A 15,270-nucleotide genomic window follows, 5' to 3' on the forward strand; every position below is an offset into this window, starting at 1 on the left:
GAACCTGATATATCCCTTGTCCGAAGGGTTGCATCAAATATCACTGGTGAAGGAGGGCTACAGCCTGTTTTCCACCAGCCGATTAGTCAGCGTCGGAAAGGTGGATACGGTAAAAGCGCCCCTGATGAGTTTAGCCGGGAAACTGAAGATCAAAACCGACCCGCCCGGAGCAAAATTATATCTGAATAAAAAATTCCAGGGGATTGTTAGCGAGCAGGGCATGGTTATCGAGGACCTGACGGACTCGCTGTACAAGATAAAAGCCGTCAAGTGGGGGTATAAAAGCTTCAATGCAAAATGGACCCCAAATCCCGGCCGGGAGACGAAGATTGAGGCCAAGATGCCGCTGCGACGCTGGAAGGTGAATTTTTTATCGTTGGAATTTGTTATGGTCTCGGCTCCCAGTACCGAGACTTATGGAACAGAGCCGTTCATGGAACCGTACGTAGAGCCATCCCAAGAAATGACCGTCACGGATGATGATTTTGAAGGCGAAGGATTCGGGGTTGAGGCGGGCGTGGGCTTTGCCATCAGCCGAAATCTCACCTTGGGGTTGATGTACCAGTTTCGGACATATCCAGATATAATCGATAAGAAGATATCATTCTGGGAAGACACCACGGAGGTTCGCGGGGATATGGAGATCAGCTTTACCTCCCATTCGCCGCTGGTCAATTTGACGGTTACGGTACCCTGGGGCAAGCTGGAACCCTACGGCGAGATTAGGTATGGCGGTATTACAGCCAAGGCCGACGGGGAGTATAATTGCGAGTATCTATCGCGCAACGTGTCCAGCGAGTTGATCACTGACAGCACCACTACCATAAAAATAAATACAAAAATAGACCACAGCACTCTGCAGGTAGGCGGAGGCTTTCTGGTGTGGCTGAGGCCGGACCGGGAGGCATTGAGGGTTTATTGTATGTACAGCCGGGACAGTTTTAAGGGTTTCGCCCTTCCCTGGGAGCAGCAGGAGGTGGATCTGACGGTTTCTGGCCTGCAGTTCGGGACGGGGATTACTGTTCATTTTTAAAACATCATTTAGCGAACAACAGAAAAGCCCCGATGAGTTCATCCTCGGGGCTTTGATAATATGGCGGAGCATTACTCCGCAACAGCCAGTCTTTGTCCGGAGTTTAGCAGATTTCTGGAGAGCCAGCGGAATACGGCAGCCAGGCCGTTGAAAATATGAAGCGACAGCAGGCCTAAAACCAGTCCGAAGGCTGTTAAACTAAGGGCTTGGGGCATAGTGCTGATGGCTCCCCAGGGCAGTTCATAGTCCACGAATTTATAGATGAACGGGGCGATTATCAGTACCCCGGAAACGCTGGCCAGGGTGATGGTAACGATAAAGGAGACAACGCCTAACGGGGCCTTCAGTAACAGGTAGACCAGCCCTTTCCAGGTATATTTGCTGGAAAGCCGGGAGGTGATCCAATTCCAGAAACCGCTGGCCTCGGACCATCTGGCCGGGCTGTCATGCTCGACATTCTCTTTCAACAACCATCTGGCCTGAAGCCCCTCAAACCTGGCAAACAACCTCCAGGAGAACATGGTCAATAGCAGAAAGGGAAGGCCGATAAATATGTAAAGCAGGCCCAGGCCGATGGAGAACCCGGTGATCAGATAGACAAAATAGAAGATCCCCAGGGGAAAGGCCAGCAACAGGTACAGGATATTGAGATATGAACCGGGCTTTAAACCCACACCCAGGATGTTTTTCAGGCCGGTTAACAGGTTATTCATGGTCGCCTCCTTTTGTTGATATTCATGTTAAATTACGGATTTTCGAGCAAAAAGTTTCAGTTATTTTCAGATCTCATATAAGAGAAATCTCAATATGCTAACTACCTCATTATTTTATGTTTCGGCTTCTATAAACCGAAGCCTTATCTCTTGACAAAAGGTCTTAAAATTTGTATACTTACCAATCTAATTAAAGGATATTATGGCCAAGAAAACAGATAGAAAAACAGCAGCCAGACAGGAGGGGGCCAGGAAGGAACCTGCCCAGGAAACTCCCATCGGCTTTACCCGGATAAATTATATTTTGTTCGCCGCCGCCGCCGGGTTGATACTGCTGGGATTCCTCTTTCTCTCCAGCCCCGTCTTCGGGGGAGGCTTTCCCTTCATCCATCCCTTCAAGGGTGGGGTCAACGGATGGCTTACCATGAACGCGGCCCCGGTACTGCTGGTACTGGGATACTGCGTGGTGATCCCGATCGCGATCATAAAGAAATAATTCTATAATAAAATTTAGGACCACGGTCTAGCGGATGCAGTAAAAATCTGCAAAGGCTCCTACCGTGGTTTATTGTTGGGTATGGAAAGAATCAGATTAGGCGTAAATATAGACCATGTGGCCACCCTGAGGCAGGCTAGAAAGGCCTTACAGCCGGATCCGGTCTGGGCCGCGGCCGTGGCCACCCTGGCCGGGGCCGACGGCATCACGGTGCATCTGCGCTCCGACCGCCGGCATATTCAGGACCGGGACGTTCAGCTGCTTCGCCAAACCGTCAACACCCATCTCAACGTGGAACTGGCGGCCGACGACGAAATGGTAGGCTTGATGATCAATATCAAGCCGGATGCGGTGTGCCTGGTGCCGGAGAATCCAGATGAGATAACCACCGAGGGCGGACTGGATCTGCAAAAAGCCGGAGACCGAGTGGCCAGGGCGGCCAAACTGCTGAAGGCGGCCGGGATATCGGTGACCTGTTTCATCGAGCCGGATGAAAAACAGGTAAAGCTGGCCAGGAAACTGGGGGCCGATTCCATAGAGATAAACACCAACGCCTTTTCCCAGGCCAGGGGTGGTAAGATAAAAAAGGAAACCGTTCGGGTGGCCCAGGCCGCCAAGTTGGCCCAAAAACTGGGTTTGGATGTACACGCCGGGCACGGGCTTAATTATTTCAACCTGCTTCCCATGGTCAATATCCCCCAGATAACCGAACTGAACATCGGGCATGCCATCATCGCCCAAGCGGTGCTGGTGGGCCTAGATAAGGCGGTTCGTGACATGAAAGCCCTTTTGGAGAGGTAGCCATGCCTGTTGGCAGCATCAAGAAAAAATTTGCCGATAAAAAGATCGGGGTCCTAATGGGCGGGCGGTCCGGGGAGAGGGAGGTGTCCCTGCGCTCCGGCAAGAACGTTCTGGCCGCCCTGAAAAGGCAGGGATTTAAAGCGGTGGGCATCGATGTGGGAACCGATGTGGCCAAGAAGCTGGTTGCCCAAAAGATAGAGGTGGCCTTCATCATTCTGCACGGCAAATACGGCGAGGACGGCACCATTCAGGGGCTTTTGGAGATAATGGACATTCCCTACACCGGGTCGGGAGTGCTGGCTTCGGCCCTGGCCATGCATAAGGGCTACAGCAAGAAGGTATTCAAGGAACAGGGGATCCCCACCCCGGATTTTTTATGGATAGACCGGGGCGACGATCCGGCCAAAGCCGCCCAGCAAGCCCAGGATGAACTGGGCCTGCCGCTGATAGTCAAACCGCTGGAGGAGGGCTCTTCCATCGGGGTCTCCATCATCAAGAACCACAAGGATGCCGTGTCGGGTTTCAAGAAGCTGCACCGCAAGTACGGCGGACTGATCGCTGAGCGATTTATCTCCGGCATGAACATCACTACCGGCATTCTGGGCAACGGCCAAAAGGTCAGGGCCCTGCCGATCCTAGAGCTGGTCCCCAGGAACGAATTCTATGATTTCCAGGCCAAATATACTAAGGGGATGACGGAGTTCATCATCCCGGCCCGCCTGCCTGGCAGCCTGTACCGCCGTGCCCAGGAGACGGCTTTAGCCGCCCATCATGCTTTGGGCTGCCATGGTTGGTCGCGGGTGGATGCCATCGTGGACCGGGCTGGCACCCCGTTTATCCTGGAGGTCAACACCATCCCCGGTATGACCGACCTGTCCGACCTTCCGGCCGAGGCCAAGGTGGACGGGATCAGCTATGATGAGGTGGTGCTGACGATCCTGTCCAGCGCAAAGATCTGAAAAAGCCGTAAAAACAACAATCACATAAAGACATTAGGAGGAAAACAACCATGCCAGTCCCCAAGAGGAAACATTCCAATTCGCGCACCGGGAAACGCCGGGCCAACTGGAAGCTGACCGCCCCCAACCTGGTGAAGTGTTCCCACTGCCACCAGTCCCGCATGCCGCACCGGGCCTGCCCCTATTGCGGGTACTACGGCGGCCGGGAGATCGTCAGCATCAAAGAAGTTTAATTTTTCATTAAAATAAAATGGTACCCAAGGCAAAAAAAACAGGGGCTTACCCAGGGGATGCCAAGCGTTCCCAGGATAAACGGAACCGCAGTAAAAAGGCCAAGGAAATAACCACCGGCGGCAAGTTGGGATTGGAGAACCTGTCGGAGGGAGGCACTGCCGGTCCGATTCGGATCGTGGTGGACGCCATGGGCGGTGACAACGGGGTGGTGCCTAACATCCTGGGGGCCATCGAGGCCGCCAAGATCGGCCGAGGCAAGTTCCAGGTGATACTGGTGGGCGATACGGTGGCCATCAAAACTGAGTTGGCGTCGGGGGTGGGGGAGAAGGAATACCAAGAGGAGGATCTGGAGAAATACGGGGTGAAGTTGGTGCATGCCTCCCAGAGGATTGAGATGCACGAGACCCCTACCGAGGCCCTGCGCAACAAGCGCGATTCCTCCATCTCGGTCGGCCTGCGTCTGCAGAAGCGGGGCGAGGCCGAAGGCTTCATCTCGGCCGGGAACACCGGGGCGGTAATGGGCGCTTCACTTTTTGAACTGGGGCGGATCGAGGGGGTTTCCCGCCCGGCTATCGCCACTTTCATGCCCACCGAGCTGGGCGGTTGCATCGTGGTGGATGCCGGGGCCAACCCCGACTGCAAGCCCCATTATCTGCTGCAATTCGGCATGATGGGAGCCTCGTTCGCCCACTACGTCTTCGAAAAGCCCAACCCCAAGGTGGGCCTGCTTTCGGTGGGCGAGGAAGCATCCAAGGGCGACGAGTTGACGGTCAAATCCCACCAGCTGCTGGCAGAGAGCGGTTTGAATTTCATCGGCAACATAGAGGGCAAGGATATTCTCAAAGGCACCGCCGATGTAGTGGTCTGCGACGGGTTCGTGGGCAACGTAATCCTTAAATTCGCCGAGAGCGTGGTCCGGATGTTCTACGGTTCCATCAAGCGCTATGTCTATACCAATATCTTCGGCAAGATCGGAGCCCTGCTGTTAAAACCCGCCCTGAAGAAATTTGCCAAGGACCTGGATTACGAGGAATACGGCGGGGCCCCATTACTGGGGGTCAACGGGGTGTGCATCATCTGCCACGGCCGTTCCACCGCCAAAGCCATCAAGAACGCCATTCTGGTGGCCCACCGCTGCGTCTCCCACCGGGTGAACGACCATATTAAGGACCAACTTTCCAATTACGCAAAGGAAGTTAAAAAATGAAACATGTGGCCATACTGGGGACCGGGCATTTCGTCCCCGAAAAGATATTGACCAACGCCGACCTGGAGAAGATCGTCGATACCACCGATGAGTGGATAACCCAGCGCAGCGGCATCAAAGAGCGGCATATCTCGGATGAGAAAACGCCAACTTCCAAATTATGCATCGAGGCGGGCCGCCGGGCGCTGGAGGCGGCCGAAATAAAACCCGAGGATCTGGATTTTATCATGATCGGCACCATCACCCCCGACATGATGTTTCCCTCCACCGCCTGTATTGTCCAGGCGGCGCTGGGGGCCAAGAAGGCTGCGGCCTTCGATCTTTCGGCCGGCTGCACCGGGTTCATCTACGGGCTGGAGCTGGCCCGTTCCCTGATAATGGCCGACCCCAAAAGGAAAGTGCTGGTGATCGGGGCCGAGGAGCTGACCAAGATCACCGACTGGACCGACCGGGGCACCTGCGTGCTGTTCGGAGACGGGGCCGGGGCGGCGGTGCTGGGGGCGGTAGACGAGGACCGGGGGATCCTGGGCACCTATCTGGGGGCCGACGGCAACCTGGGAGATCTTCTTTTCATGCCCGGCGGCGGCTCGCTGAATCCGGCCAGCCATCAAACGGTGGATGAAAAGATGCATTATGTAAAGATGGCCGGCAACAAGGTGTTTCCCCACGCCGTCCGGAACATGCTGGAAGCATCGATGAAAGCCATGGAGATCGCTGGCATTACCAAGGATCAGCTTAACCTGCTGATACCGCACCAGGCCAACATGCGCATCATCGAGGCCATAGCCGAGAGGCTGGGGGCGGGCCCCGGCACGGTCTATACCAACATTCAGAAATACGGCAACACTTCGGCGGCCTCCATTCCCATCGCCTTAGACGAGGCGGTGCGGGAGGGCCGGATCAAGAAGGGCGACCTGGTGATGCTGGTGGCCTTCGGGGCCGGCTTCACCTGGGGAGCGGTGCTTATCAGATGGTAAGTTAGAAATTGGAATATTGAATTCAGAAGATTGAATAGAGAAGGCCGGTCATTGCGAGGGGACATCTATGCTGGTCAAGAGAAGCAATCCAAAAATAATCAAGAGGTGAAAATGTCCAAATTAGCTTTTATATTCCCGGGACAGGGCGCCCAGTACGTGGGCATGGGAAAGGACCTGTACGACAACCATCCCATGGCCAAGGAGATCTACGAGAAGGCCAACGAGGCTTTAAAATTCGACATCACCAAGATCTGCTTCGAAAGCACCCCGGCCGAACTGCGGATGACCCACAACGCCCAGCCGGCCATACTGATCCATTCCATAGCCGCCTTTAGGTTAATGGAGAAAGAAGGCATCAAGTTCGATTATACCGCCGGGCACAGCCTGGGCGAGTATTCGGCTTTGGTGGCCGCCGGAGCCCTAGCCTTTGAGGACGCTGTCAGATTAGTGCGCATCCGCGGCTCGCTGATGGCCATCGCCGGCGAGATCCAGCCCGGCACCATGGCCGCCATTATCGGCCTGGAGCCCAAGGAGGTGGAGAATATCTGCCACCAGGCCCGGGAGGCCGGCATCGTGGAGGCTGCAAATTTCAATTCGGCCGAGCAGACGGTGATCTCCGGCGAGGTCAAGGCCATCGAGAAGGCCATGGAACTGGCCAAGGCCAAGGGGGCCAAGAGGGCGGTTCAATTAGAAGTCTCAGGGGCCTTTCATTCCGAGCTGATGGACATTGCCCAATACGGCATGAGACGGGCGCTGAACCAGGTTGCAATAAAAGAGCCGGCCTGTCCGGTGATAGCCAATGTTTCGGCCGAACCGGTTCTCAGCCCGGCCACCATCAAGGAATTATTGATCGAGCAGGTGAAGAAGCCGGTGCGCTGGGAGGAGTCCGTTAAAAAGATGGCCGAGCTGGGCGTGACCACCATGATAGAGTGCGGCCCCGGCCGGGTGCTGAAAGGTCTGATTAAGCGCATTGCCCCCGAGGTCAACGTGCTGAACGTGGAGGATAGCAAGACTTTGGCGGAGACGATAGAGGCGTTGAAGAAATAAGAGTACAGGCTATATTTCGTATGTTAGTATATTGTAAGTGGTAATACTGTCAATAAAACAAAAAGATATGAACGATATTGGTGCATGCGATTGTTGTGGTAACTCCTTTGTGTATGATTTAATACATAATGGATTTAACGATTCTGCTTATGCTTATTGTGATCAGTGTGGTATGCTAGCTATTTTAAATACTTGGGAAGTCCCGGAAGGGATAGAATTAAAAATTCACAAGATAATTTCACCAGACATTGAACTCCTTTTAGCGCCGTGTCAATGTGGGGGGAAATTTAAGGCTGACGCGTCACCAAGATGTCCGCATTGTAAAACACTCCTTTCGGCTGATAAGTCAGCAGAGTGGATTGAAAAAAATGCACCTGGCACAATAAAAGGTTGGCGATGGCAAAGATGTTGGGATGGTATGTATGCAATTTCAATTGAGCAACGTCTTGTAAAAGACAACTGGAAAAAGAATTGAAAATGCAAAGGAATATCCGCAGCTTAAAGATACTAAAATGACTATCAATGCAAAGTAAACACGGAGATATTTTGAATGCAGTTAAAAGATAAAAACGCCATCGTAACCGGCTCGGCCCAGGGCATAGGGAAATCCATCGCTCTGGCGCTGGCCAAGGCCGGGGCCAACATCGTAGTCAGCGATGTCAACATCGAAGATGCCGAGAAGACCGCCAAGGAAATTGAGGCCCTGGGCGTAAAAGCCGTAGCCATCAAATGCAATGTGGCCGATGCCAATGAGGTCACGGAGCTGGTTAAAAAGGCCCAGGAGACATTCCCGACATTGGACATTCTGGTGAACAACGCCGGGGTGACCCGCGACAATCTGATGATGCGGATGGAGGAAAAGGACTGGGACCTGGTGCTGGACATCAACCTCAAAGGCGCATTCCTGCTGACCAAGGCCGTTTCCCGGATAATGATGAAACAGCGCCAAGGCCGGATAGTCAACATGTCGTCGGTCATCGGCGTGATGGGCAACGCCGGGCAGTCCAACTACGCGGCCAGCAAGGGGGGCTTGATCGCCTTCACTAAGTCCACCGCCAAGGAATTCGCCTCGCGCAACATCACATGCAACGCCATCGCCCCGGGCTTCATCGAAACCGCCATGACTGCCAAGCTGACGGACGAGGTCAAGGAGAATTATAAGAAGGGCATCCCGCTGGGCCGGATGGGCAGCGTGGACGATGTAGCCAACGCGGTATTATTCTTAGTTTCCGAGCAATCGGCCTATATCACCGGCCAGGTGCTGCACGTGGACGGCGGGTTGGTGATGTGACCTCTTTAATGTCAATCCGACCTCACCCTTCCCTCTCCTAAAGCATTAGGAGAGGGGTAGGGGAGAGGTTAAAATAAAAATTCAAGCAAAACCCAATATAACCAATCATTACATTAATAATCAAAAGGAGGTGAAACAACAATGGCAGTAATCGACGATGTCAAAAAGATCGTTATCGATCGTCTGGGAGTTGAGGCTACGCAGGTGACCATGGAAGCTTCTTTCATCGAAGATCTGGGAGCCGATTCATTAGACACAGTGGAGCTGGTGATGGCCCTGGAGGAGAAATTCGGGATGGAGATCCCGGATGACGAGGCCGAGAAGCTGACCACAGTAGGCGGCGCGGTCGGGTATATCGAAAAGAAGATGGCCGAGAAATAGAGCAAAGCCGTCATACTGAATAAAAACGGGGGCGTCTGAAAAAATGGCGCCTCCGTTCCCGAGAAACAATCATCTTGAAGAAAGATTTAAAGTATATGAAAAGAAGGGTAGTAATAACCGGAATGGGGGTGGTGTCCCCCATCGGCAACACCATTGATGAATTCTGGGCCGGGCTGAAGGAGGGCAAAAGCGGGGTGGGCAAGATAACCCGTTTCGACGCCTCCAAACATACCGCTCAGATAGCCGGGGAGGTCAAGAATTTCGATCCGGCGGCATACATGGACCGCAAGGAGCTACGCCGGATGGACCGCTATACCCATTACGCCATGGCGGCCGCCAAGATGGCGGTGGAGGACTCCGGCCTGAAGATCGAGGGCGAGTTCGCCGAGCGGGTGGGGGTGATCATCGCCTCCGGCATCGGCGGCACCGAGACCTGGGAGGCCCAGCACCAGAAATTGCTGGAATCCGGGCCGGACAAAATCTCCCCATTCTTCGTGCCGATGATGATCTCCGATATCGCGGCCGGGTATGTGTCCATCGCCCATGGAGCCAAAGGGCCCAATTATGCCACGGTCTCGGCCTGCGCCTCGGCGGCCCACGCCATCGGCGATGCCCTGAAGATCATCCAGACCGGCGACAGCGAGGCCATGATCTGCGGCGGGGCCGAGGCCCCGATAACCCCGCTGGCATTGGCCGGATTCTGCGCTTTAAGGGCCCTGTCCCTCCGCAATGATGACCCGGAACACGCCTCCCGCCCCTTTGACAAGGATCGCGACGGCTTTGTGATGGCCGAGGGCGCCGGCATTGTCATCCTTGAAGAACTGGAACACGCCCAGGCCCGCGGTGCCAAGATCTATGCCGAGGTTTGCGGCTATGGTGCCACCGGGGACGCCCATCATATCACTGCCCCGGCTCCGGGCGGCGAAGGTGCAGTTAGAGCCATGAAAATGGCTCTGAAGACAGCGGATTTGAAACCGGAGGATGTCAGCTACATCAACGCGCATGGCACTTCCACTGACATGAATGATAAATATGAAACCGCGGCCATCAAGACGGTGTTCGGAGAGCATGCCAAAAAGCTGGCGGTGTCATCCACCAAATCGATGACCGGCCATCTGCTGGGAGCGGCCGGAGGCGCGGAGCTGATCGCCACAACTTTGTGCATCATGCACCAAACAATTCATCCCACTATTAACTACACCACGCCGGATCCGGAGTGCGATCTGGATTACGTGCCCAATAAGGCCCGGCCGGCCGAGGTCAAGGCGGCCCTTTCCAATTCCTTCGGCTTCGGGGGGCACAACGTATCGCTGGCGGTAAAGAAGTTTGAGTAATAAGGTTTGATAAGAAAATTATTTCCCCGTCTCAAGAGAAAGCTGCTTCCCGGCCACCGCAAGGAGGCGCTTAACAGGATAGAGGCCCGGCTGGGCTGGAAGATCAGGGACCAGGAGCTCTTCCTCCAGTCGCTACGGCACCGTTCGGCATCCTCCACCCATCTGGAATCCAACGAGCGGATGGAACTGCTGGGGGATGCGGTGCTGGGCCTGCTGGTCTGCGAATACCTCTATAACACCAGGCCCCGGGACGACGAGGGCAAGCTGACCGAGATAAAATCGCTGGTGGTCAGCAAGCGGGTCCTCTCCCAGGTGGCCCGGGAGCTGGGGGTGGGCGAGATGCTGGAGCTCTCCCGCGACGAGTTGGCCTCCGGCGGGCAGTCCAAGGACTCCATCCTGTGCGACGCCTTCGAATCCCTGATCGCCGCATATTACCTGGACTCCGGGCTGGGGGCGGTGCGGAAATTCCTGGAGAAGGGATATTTCTGGCGGATAGAGCACCTGATATCCAGCGATGCCTATCGCAATTACAAGGGGCTGCTCCAGGAATACCTGCAGTCGCATAACATCACCCAGCCGGTCCGTTACAATCTTAAGGCCGAGTCCGGCCCCAAGCATAACCGGATGTTCGAAGTGGAGTTGAAGATCGGCCGCAAGCGCTACGGAATGGCCTGGGGAGCCAGCAAGAAGGAGGCCGAGCAGTCGGCGGCCCAGCAGACCATCGAGAAACTGAAGACCGAGAACGGGGGCTGAAAAACAGCCTGGCCGTTATGACGGTGTAACCAAATCCGGAAAATAATGACAAAATATTAGGAGTTACCATGAATCATTTCTTCACTGATGAACAACAGATGATAAAGGACCTCTGCCACAAGATCGGGGTGGAGAAGATAAAGCCGGTGCGGGAACACTATGACGTAAGCGGAGAGTTCCCCTGGGATATCGTCAAAGTGCTGGCCGACGCCGATATCTGCGGGGTCTACATCCCCGAGGCCTACGGGGGCCTGGGCGGCGGGGTAATGGAGATGGTGGTGGCCACCGAGGAACTGTCGCGCTTCTGCGGCGGCATCTCCCTGGCCTTTGCCGCCACCGGGCTGGGAACCTTCCCCATTATCCTGTTCGGCACCGAGGAACAGAAGAAGAAATACCTGCCGGATATCGCCAAGGGCAAGAAGCTGGCGGCCTTCGGACTGACCGAGGCCAACGCCGGCTCGGACGCCGGAGGCATTCAGACCACCGCGGTCAAGGACGGCGATCACTACGTCCTCAATGGCACCAAGCAGTGGATCACCAACGGTGGCGAGGCCGAGGTCTATACGGTGGTGGCCCTGACCGACCGCACCAAGGGCAGCCGCGGCGCCACCGCCTTCATCGTGGAGAAGGGCACCCCCGGCTTCTCCTTCGGCAAGAAAGAGAACAAGATGGGCATCCGGGCCTCGATAACCAGCGAGTTGGTGTTCGACAACTGCCGGGTGCACAAGGATCAGATACTGGGCAAGGAGGGCATGGGCTTTCTGGTGGCCATGGGGACTTTGGACCGGACCCGGCCCGGGGTGGCCGCCCAGGCCCTGGGGATAGCCCAGGGTGCCCTGGACGAAGCGGTAAAATACTCCCGGGAGAGGGTGCAGTTCGGCAAACCGATCTCGGCCTTTCAGGGGGTGCAGTTCATGCTGGCCGACATGGCCATGAAGCTGGAGGCCGCCCGGGCGTTGGTCTACGCCACCGCCAGGACCATAGATTCCGGCGAGAAGAAATTCGCCAAGGAAAGCGCCATGTGCAAGTGTTTCGCCTCCGATGTGGCCATGGAGGTAACCACCGATGCCGTGCAGGTGCTGGGCGGCTACGGTTACATGAAGGAATACCCGGTGGAGAAGATGATGCGCGACGCCAAGATCACCCAGATCTACGAGGGCACCAACCAGATCCAGCGGGGGGTTATCGCCAGCAACCTGATCAAGGAAGCGGCGGGAAGCAAGGAATAACAAAGCAAATATTTACTGGGGCGATTCTTACGAATCGCCCTTTTAAATAGGTTAAATAGTTCTTGAATAAATTCTATTTTTTATGTATAGTAATGCAAATAGAGTATTATGGAGCGGTATGGAAAAATTAAATCTTGATAAAGAACTTAGTATTGCCGAAGAAATCGCCAAATACCAAAAGGCCGAAGGTCCAAAAGAGGACATTGTAAAGCCAATACAAGCGCCGGTGCTGGCAGAGAGCCATACGCCAATTTATACTATGCACCGTTATTTTGCCCGCAGGCCGCATAATGTGTTCTCATATCTTATTAAGCATTACACAAACCCTGGCGATATAATACGTGATCCGTTCTGCGGCGGTGGTGTTACGGTAGTTGAGGGATTAAAATTACGGCGTAAAGTCATTGGGGTTGATTTGAATCCTATGGCTACTTTTATAACCAAAATGGAAGTAATGCCTGTTGATTTAGAAGCTCTTGAAGATGGATTTAAGCAAATCGAAAAGAAGGTAAAAGATAAAATATTGGGACTTTATTACACTGAATGCCCCAAATGCGGGAATAAGAAGGCGATAACAGGATGGTACGAATGGAGCAATGTTTATAAATGTAATGGTTGTGGTAAGCCGGTAGTATTAGCAGAAGCCAAAAAGAAAAGTGCTGGCCGCTATATTTGCACCAACATAAAATGCAAAGGAATGGTTATCCCTTCGGAATGCGATAAACTTGACGACCAGCTTATTGCTGTAAAATATAACTGCGAATGTGGAAAATCCGGCGAAAAACCTGCCGATGACAATGATAAAAAGCTATATAAGAAAATAGAAAAATCATTTGAGGATATTGTCAAAAAAGAAAAACTGAAATATCCGAAAGATAAGTTTCCTGATGGGGACTTGGAGAAGGATCATTCTTTATTTAAAAAAGGCCTCACCCATTTTTATAAGTTATTTACAAAAAGAAATTTACTGGCTAATGCCAGGTTAAAGCAAGCTATAGGTAAAGCAGATTTAGATGAAAACACAAAGGAAATATTAACTTTTGCTTTTAGTGCTGCATTATCGTGGACATCTATTTTAACGAGCGATACCGGGCATGGTTGGCAGCACCATGCGTATTGGTTGCCTAATATTTCTTATGAAATGAACGTTTGGGGCATGTTTGAACAAAGGTACAAGGGTGGGAACAATACTGTATTAAGAGGCAAAAAAGCTTCACATGAGGCAATCGGAGATTATACAGCTTATGCAAAAGCATATAAAGACCTCATAAAAGATAAAACCTGCTTATTGTTAACACAATCGTCGCATAAATTACCTTTAACTGAAAAATCAGTTGATATTGTTATTACCGATCCGCCTTTTGGTGGCAACGTACAATATGCTGAATTGTGTGATTTCTGGGCTGTATGGCTTAAAGATGAACTAGAATTAAAAGGTATAATTGACAATACCGATGAAGCCATACAAACACGACATTCTGGTTTTGAAACACAAAAATCGGCTGACCATTATGAAAACATGCTGTATAAAGTATTTAAGGAGTGCCATAGAGTATTAAAACCCAATGGTTGGATGGTAATGACATTTCATAATAGGGAAGTTGGCGTGTGGATGAGCTTGCAGAGGGCAGCGGTCAGGGCAGGTTTTAAATTGCCTGATGCCGCTTTTGATAAAACAAGAGGAATGATTTACCAACCGCCTATTGAGCACTATACTGCAACATTACATTTACGGGCACCTGGCTCTATGTTAGGCGACTTTGTTCTTAGCTTTCAAAGGCAGGAAACATTGCCGGAAATTGATAAGATAAAAGATACACTTACGCCAGATGAAGAAAAGGATTTTAGAAATAAAGTTGAGGAATTAATAGAATTTCACGGCGGTGCAGACGAAAGCCTTTTAATGACGGGAATGATCCCTTATTTAAATGAGAAGGGGTTGCTCCATAGATTGGCCAATTTTGATTTGAGAACCTTCTTGAACGGGCATTTTGTCTATCATAAGGACAAAAAATGGTATAAAAAGGAAATGGTTGATAAGGAAACCCAATCGTTAAAGCCAATGGATGCCATACCTGCGGAACTTTTAACGGAAGGCCTTATTGCCAGCTTTTTAAGAGAGAAAAAAGTTGTAAGTTTAGATGAAATATTGGTAAATATCTATACAAACCTTGTTAATAGTCATAGACCCGGTATTCAAGCGATCAATAAAGTCCTTTCAAGGTTTTGCGAGCAAGTATCGGTAAAAAAGGGTGACAAAAGAAAAGGATATAGATTAAAATCGGATTTGCCTACAAGTTCGGTAGTCGAATTTAAAGCACCTATTTTACAAACCTCAATATTTGGTGAAGATGTAATAGCGTCTAAGTTAGACCATAATGAACTTATTTCGTTGCTGTCGAAATATGCCTTGAGATTAGGCTATAACGTCCATATCGGTGAAACAGAGCAAAGGAAAGTACCAAATTTTCGTGAAATAAGCCATCAAATGATGTCCCCGCTTGATTTTGGTTTAGATAGCAAGACCTTTGACATAATTAAAGAAATAGATTTACTTTGGCTTAAAGGCAAAAAAATCATTGCAGCTTTTGAAGTAGCATATACTATTGACACTGCCGATAAAGCCATAAATGTAAGATATCGTAATTTATTTACCTCCATTCCAAATTTTGACGTGAAAACATTTGTAATTATTAGAGATCAAGACTATAGCAAGGCAGAAGAAAAGCTTTATACTGTAGCAAATTTACATGACGGGCTGAGTGACAAGATTAAATTGATTAAAACAAGCCAGATGACTTTTGAAAATATTGAA

16 protein-coding genes are annotated in these 15,270 nt (G+C 51.9%); 15 read left to right on the top strand and 1 reads right to left on the bottom strand.

The window, feature by feature from the left end; genetic code table 11:
* Window positions 1–1,033: hypothetical protein (locus tag KJ869_03190; GenBank protein ID MBU1576195.1), on the top strand; the 1,033-nt coding region annotated here is incomplete at its 5' end.
* Window positions 1,034–1,104: 71 nt separating this feature from the next.
* Here the strand turns inward: KJ869_03190 and KJ869_03195 are convergent.
* Complete coding sequence (locus KJ869_03195; protein MBU1576196.1) at window positions 1,105–1,746, bottom strand: sensor domain-containing protein; 642 nt, start codon at window positions 1,744–1,746, stop codon at window positions 1,105–1,107.
* 202 nt (window positions 1,747–1,948) lie between these two features.
* On the opposite strand from KJ869_03195, the gene KJ869_03200 reads away from it, so the two are divergent.
* From KJ869_03200 to KJ869_03265, 14 genes are all read left to right on the top strand, one after another.
* The gene (locus tag KJ869_03200; protein ID MBU1576197.1) at window positions 1,949–2,242 is read left to right on the top strand and encodes a DUF3098 domain-containing protein; all 294 of its coding nucleotides are present in this window, start codon (window positions 1,949–1,951) and stop codon (window positions 2,240–2,242) included.
* Between the two features lie 81 nt (window positions 2,243–2,323).
* Complete coding sequence (locus tag KJ869_03205) at window positions 2,324–3,043, top strand: pyridoxine 5'-phosphate synthase (GenBank protein ID MBU1576198.1); 720 nt, start codon at window positions 2,324–2,326, stop codon at window positions 3,041–3,043.
* 2 nt (window positions 3,044–3,045) lie between these two features.
* Window positions 3,046–4,002, top strand: a complete 957-nt coding sequence (locus KJ869_03210) for a D-alanine--D-alanine ligase (GenBank protein MBU1576199.1) — start codon at window positions 3,046–3,048, stop codon at window positions 4,000–4,002.
* Window positions 4,003–4,052: 50 nt separating this feature from the next.
* Window positions 4,053–4,235 carry a 50S ribosomal protein L32 gene (rpmF, locus tag KJ869_03215; protein MBU1576200.1) on the top strand — a complete coding sequence of 61 codons (183 nt, stop codon included), beginning with the start codon at window positions 4,053–4,055 and terminating at the stop codon, window positions 4,233–4,235.
* 167 nt (window positions 4,236–4,402) lie between these two features.
* Window positions 4,403–5,443, top strand: a complete 1,041-nt coding sequence (plsX, locus tag KJ869_03220) for a phosphate acyltransferase PlsX (GenBank protein ID MBU1576201.1) — start codon at window positions 4,403–4,405, stop codon at window positions 5,441–5,443.
* Window positions 5,440–6,420, top strand: coding sequence for a ketoacyl-ACP synthase III (locus tag KJ869_03225; protein ID MBU1576202.1), 981 nt, complete (start codon window positions 5,440–5,442; stop codon window positions 6,418–6,420). Before plsX ends, KJ869_03225 begins: the two co-directional genes overlap by 4 nt.
* Before the next feature lie 111 nt (window positions 6,421–6,531).
* The gene (gene fabD / locus KJ869_03230; protein MBU1576203.1) at window positions 6,532–7,467 is read left to right on the top strand and encodes an ACP S-malonyltransferase; all 936 of its coding nucleotides are present in this window, start codon (window positions 6,532–6,534) and stop codon (window positions 7,465–7,467) included.
* Between the two features lie 67 nt (window positions 7,468–7,534).
* Window positions 7,535–7,942, top strand: coding sequence for a hypothetical protein (locus KJ869_03235; GenBank protein ID MBU1576204.1), 408 nt, complete (start codon window positions 7,535–7,537; stop codon window positions 7,940–7,942).
* 75 nt (window positions 7,943–8,017) lie between these two features.
* On the top strand, window positions 8,018–8,758 hold the full coding sequence (gene fabG / locus KJ869_03240) for a 3-oxoacyl-[acyl-carrier-protein] reductase (protein MBU1576205.1): 741 nt from the start codon (window positions 8,018–8,020) through the stop codon (window positions 8,756–8,758).
* A 141-nt stretch (window positions 8,759–8,899) separates the two neighbouring features.
* Window positions 8,900–9,139: an acyl carrier protein gene (locus tag KJ869_03245; protein MBU1576206.1), complete on the top strand. Its 240-nt coding sequence runs from the start codon at window positions 8,900–8,902 to the stop codon at window positions 9,137–9,139.
* Window positions 9,140–9,234: 95 nt separating this feature from the next.
* The gene (gene fabF / locus KJ869_03250) at window positions 9,235–10,473 is read left to right on the top strand and encodes a beta-ketoacyl-ACP synthase II (protein MBU1576207.1); all 1,239 of its coding nucleotides are present in this window, start codon (window positions 9,235–9,237) and stop codon (window positions 10,471–10,473) included.
* A 6-nt stretch (window positions 10,474–10,479) separates the two neighbouring features.
* Window positions 10,480–11,226: a ribonuclease III gene (gene rnc / locus KJ869_03255; GenBank protein MBU1576208.1), complete on the top strand. Its 747-nt coding sequence runs from the start codon at window positions 10,480–10,482 to the stop codon at window positions 11,224–11,226.
* Between the two features lie 68 nt (window positions 11,227–11,294).
* A complete protein-coding gene (locus KJ869_03260) occupies window positions 11,295–12,455 on the top strand; it encodes an acyl-CoA dehydrogenase family protein (protein MBU1576209.1) in 1,161 nt (386 codons plus the stop codon).
* Window positions 12,456–12,573: 118 nt separating this feature from the next.
* A partial coding sequence (locus KJ869_03265) for a hypothetical protein (protein ID MBU1576210.1) occupies window positions 12,574–15,270 on the top strand: 2,697 nt, incomplete at its 3' end.

It is taken from the genome of Candidatus Edwardsbacteria bacterium (assembly GCA_018821925.1).
In the GTDB taxonomy this organism is placed as follows: domain Bacteria; phylum Edwardsbacteria; class AC1; order AC1; family EtOH8; genus UBA2226.

Excerpts from the sequence above, each read along its gene's own strand:
- KJ869_03195 (MBU1576196.1), bottom strand. The coding sequence starts at position 1,746 with ATGAATAACCTGTTAACCGGCCTGAAAAACATCCTGGGTGTGGGTTTA.
- KJ869_03200 (MBU1576197.1), top strand. The coding sequence starts at position 1,949 with ATGGCCAAGAAAACAGATAGAAAAACAGCAGCCAGACAGGAGGGGGCC.
- KJ869_03205 (MBU1576198.1), top strand. The coding sequence starts at position 2,324 with ATGGAAAGAATCAGATTAGGCGTAAATATAGACCATGTGGCCACCCTG.
- KJ869_03210 (MBU1576199.1), top strand. The coding sequence starts at position 3,046 with ATGCCTGTTGGCAGCATCAAGAAAAAATTTGCCGATAAAAAGATCGGG.
- rpmF (MBU1576200.1), top strand. The coding sequence starts at position 4,053 with ATGCCAGTCCCCAAGAGGAAACATTCCAATTCGCGCACCGGGAAACGC.
- KJ869_03225 (MBU1576202.1), top strand. The coding sequence starts at position 5,440 with ATGAAACATGTGGCCATACTGGGGACCGGGCATTTCGTCCCCGAAAAG.
- fabD (MBU1576203.1), top strand. The coding sequence starts at position 6,532 with ATGTCCAAATTAGCTTTTATATTCCCGGGACAGGGCGCCCAGTACGTG.
- KJ869_03235 (MBU1576204.1), top strand. The coding sequence starts at position 7,535 with ATGAACGATATTGGTGCATGCGATTGTTGTGGTAACTCCTTTGTGTAT.
- fabG (MBU1576205.1), top strand. The coding sequence starts at position 8,018 with ATGCAGTTAAAAGATAAAAACGCCATCGTAACCGGCTCGGCCCAGGGC.
- KJ869_03245 (MBU1576206.1), top strand. The coding sequence starts at position 8,900 with ATGGCAGTAATCGACGATGTCAAAAAGATCGTTATCGATCGTCTGGGA.
- fabF (MBU1576207.1), top strand. The coding sequence starts at position 9,235 with ATGAAAAGAAGGGTAGTAATAACCGGAATGGGGGTGGTGTCCCCCATC.
- KJ869_03260 (MBU1576209.1), top strand. The coding sequence starts at position 11,295 with ATGAATCATTTCTTCACTGATGAACAACAGATGATAAAGGACCTCTGC.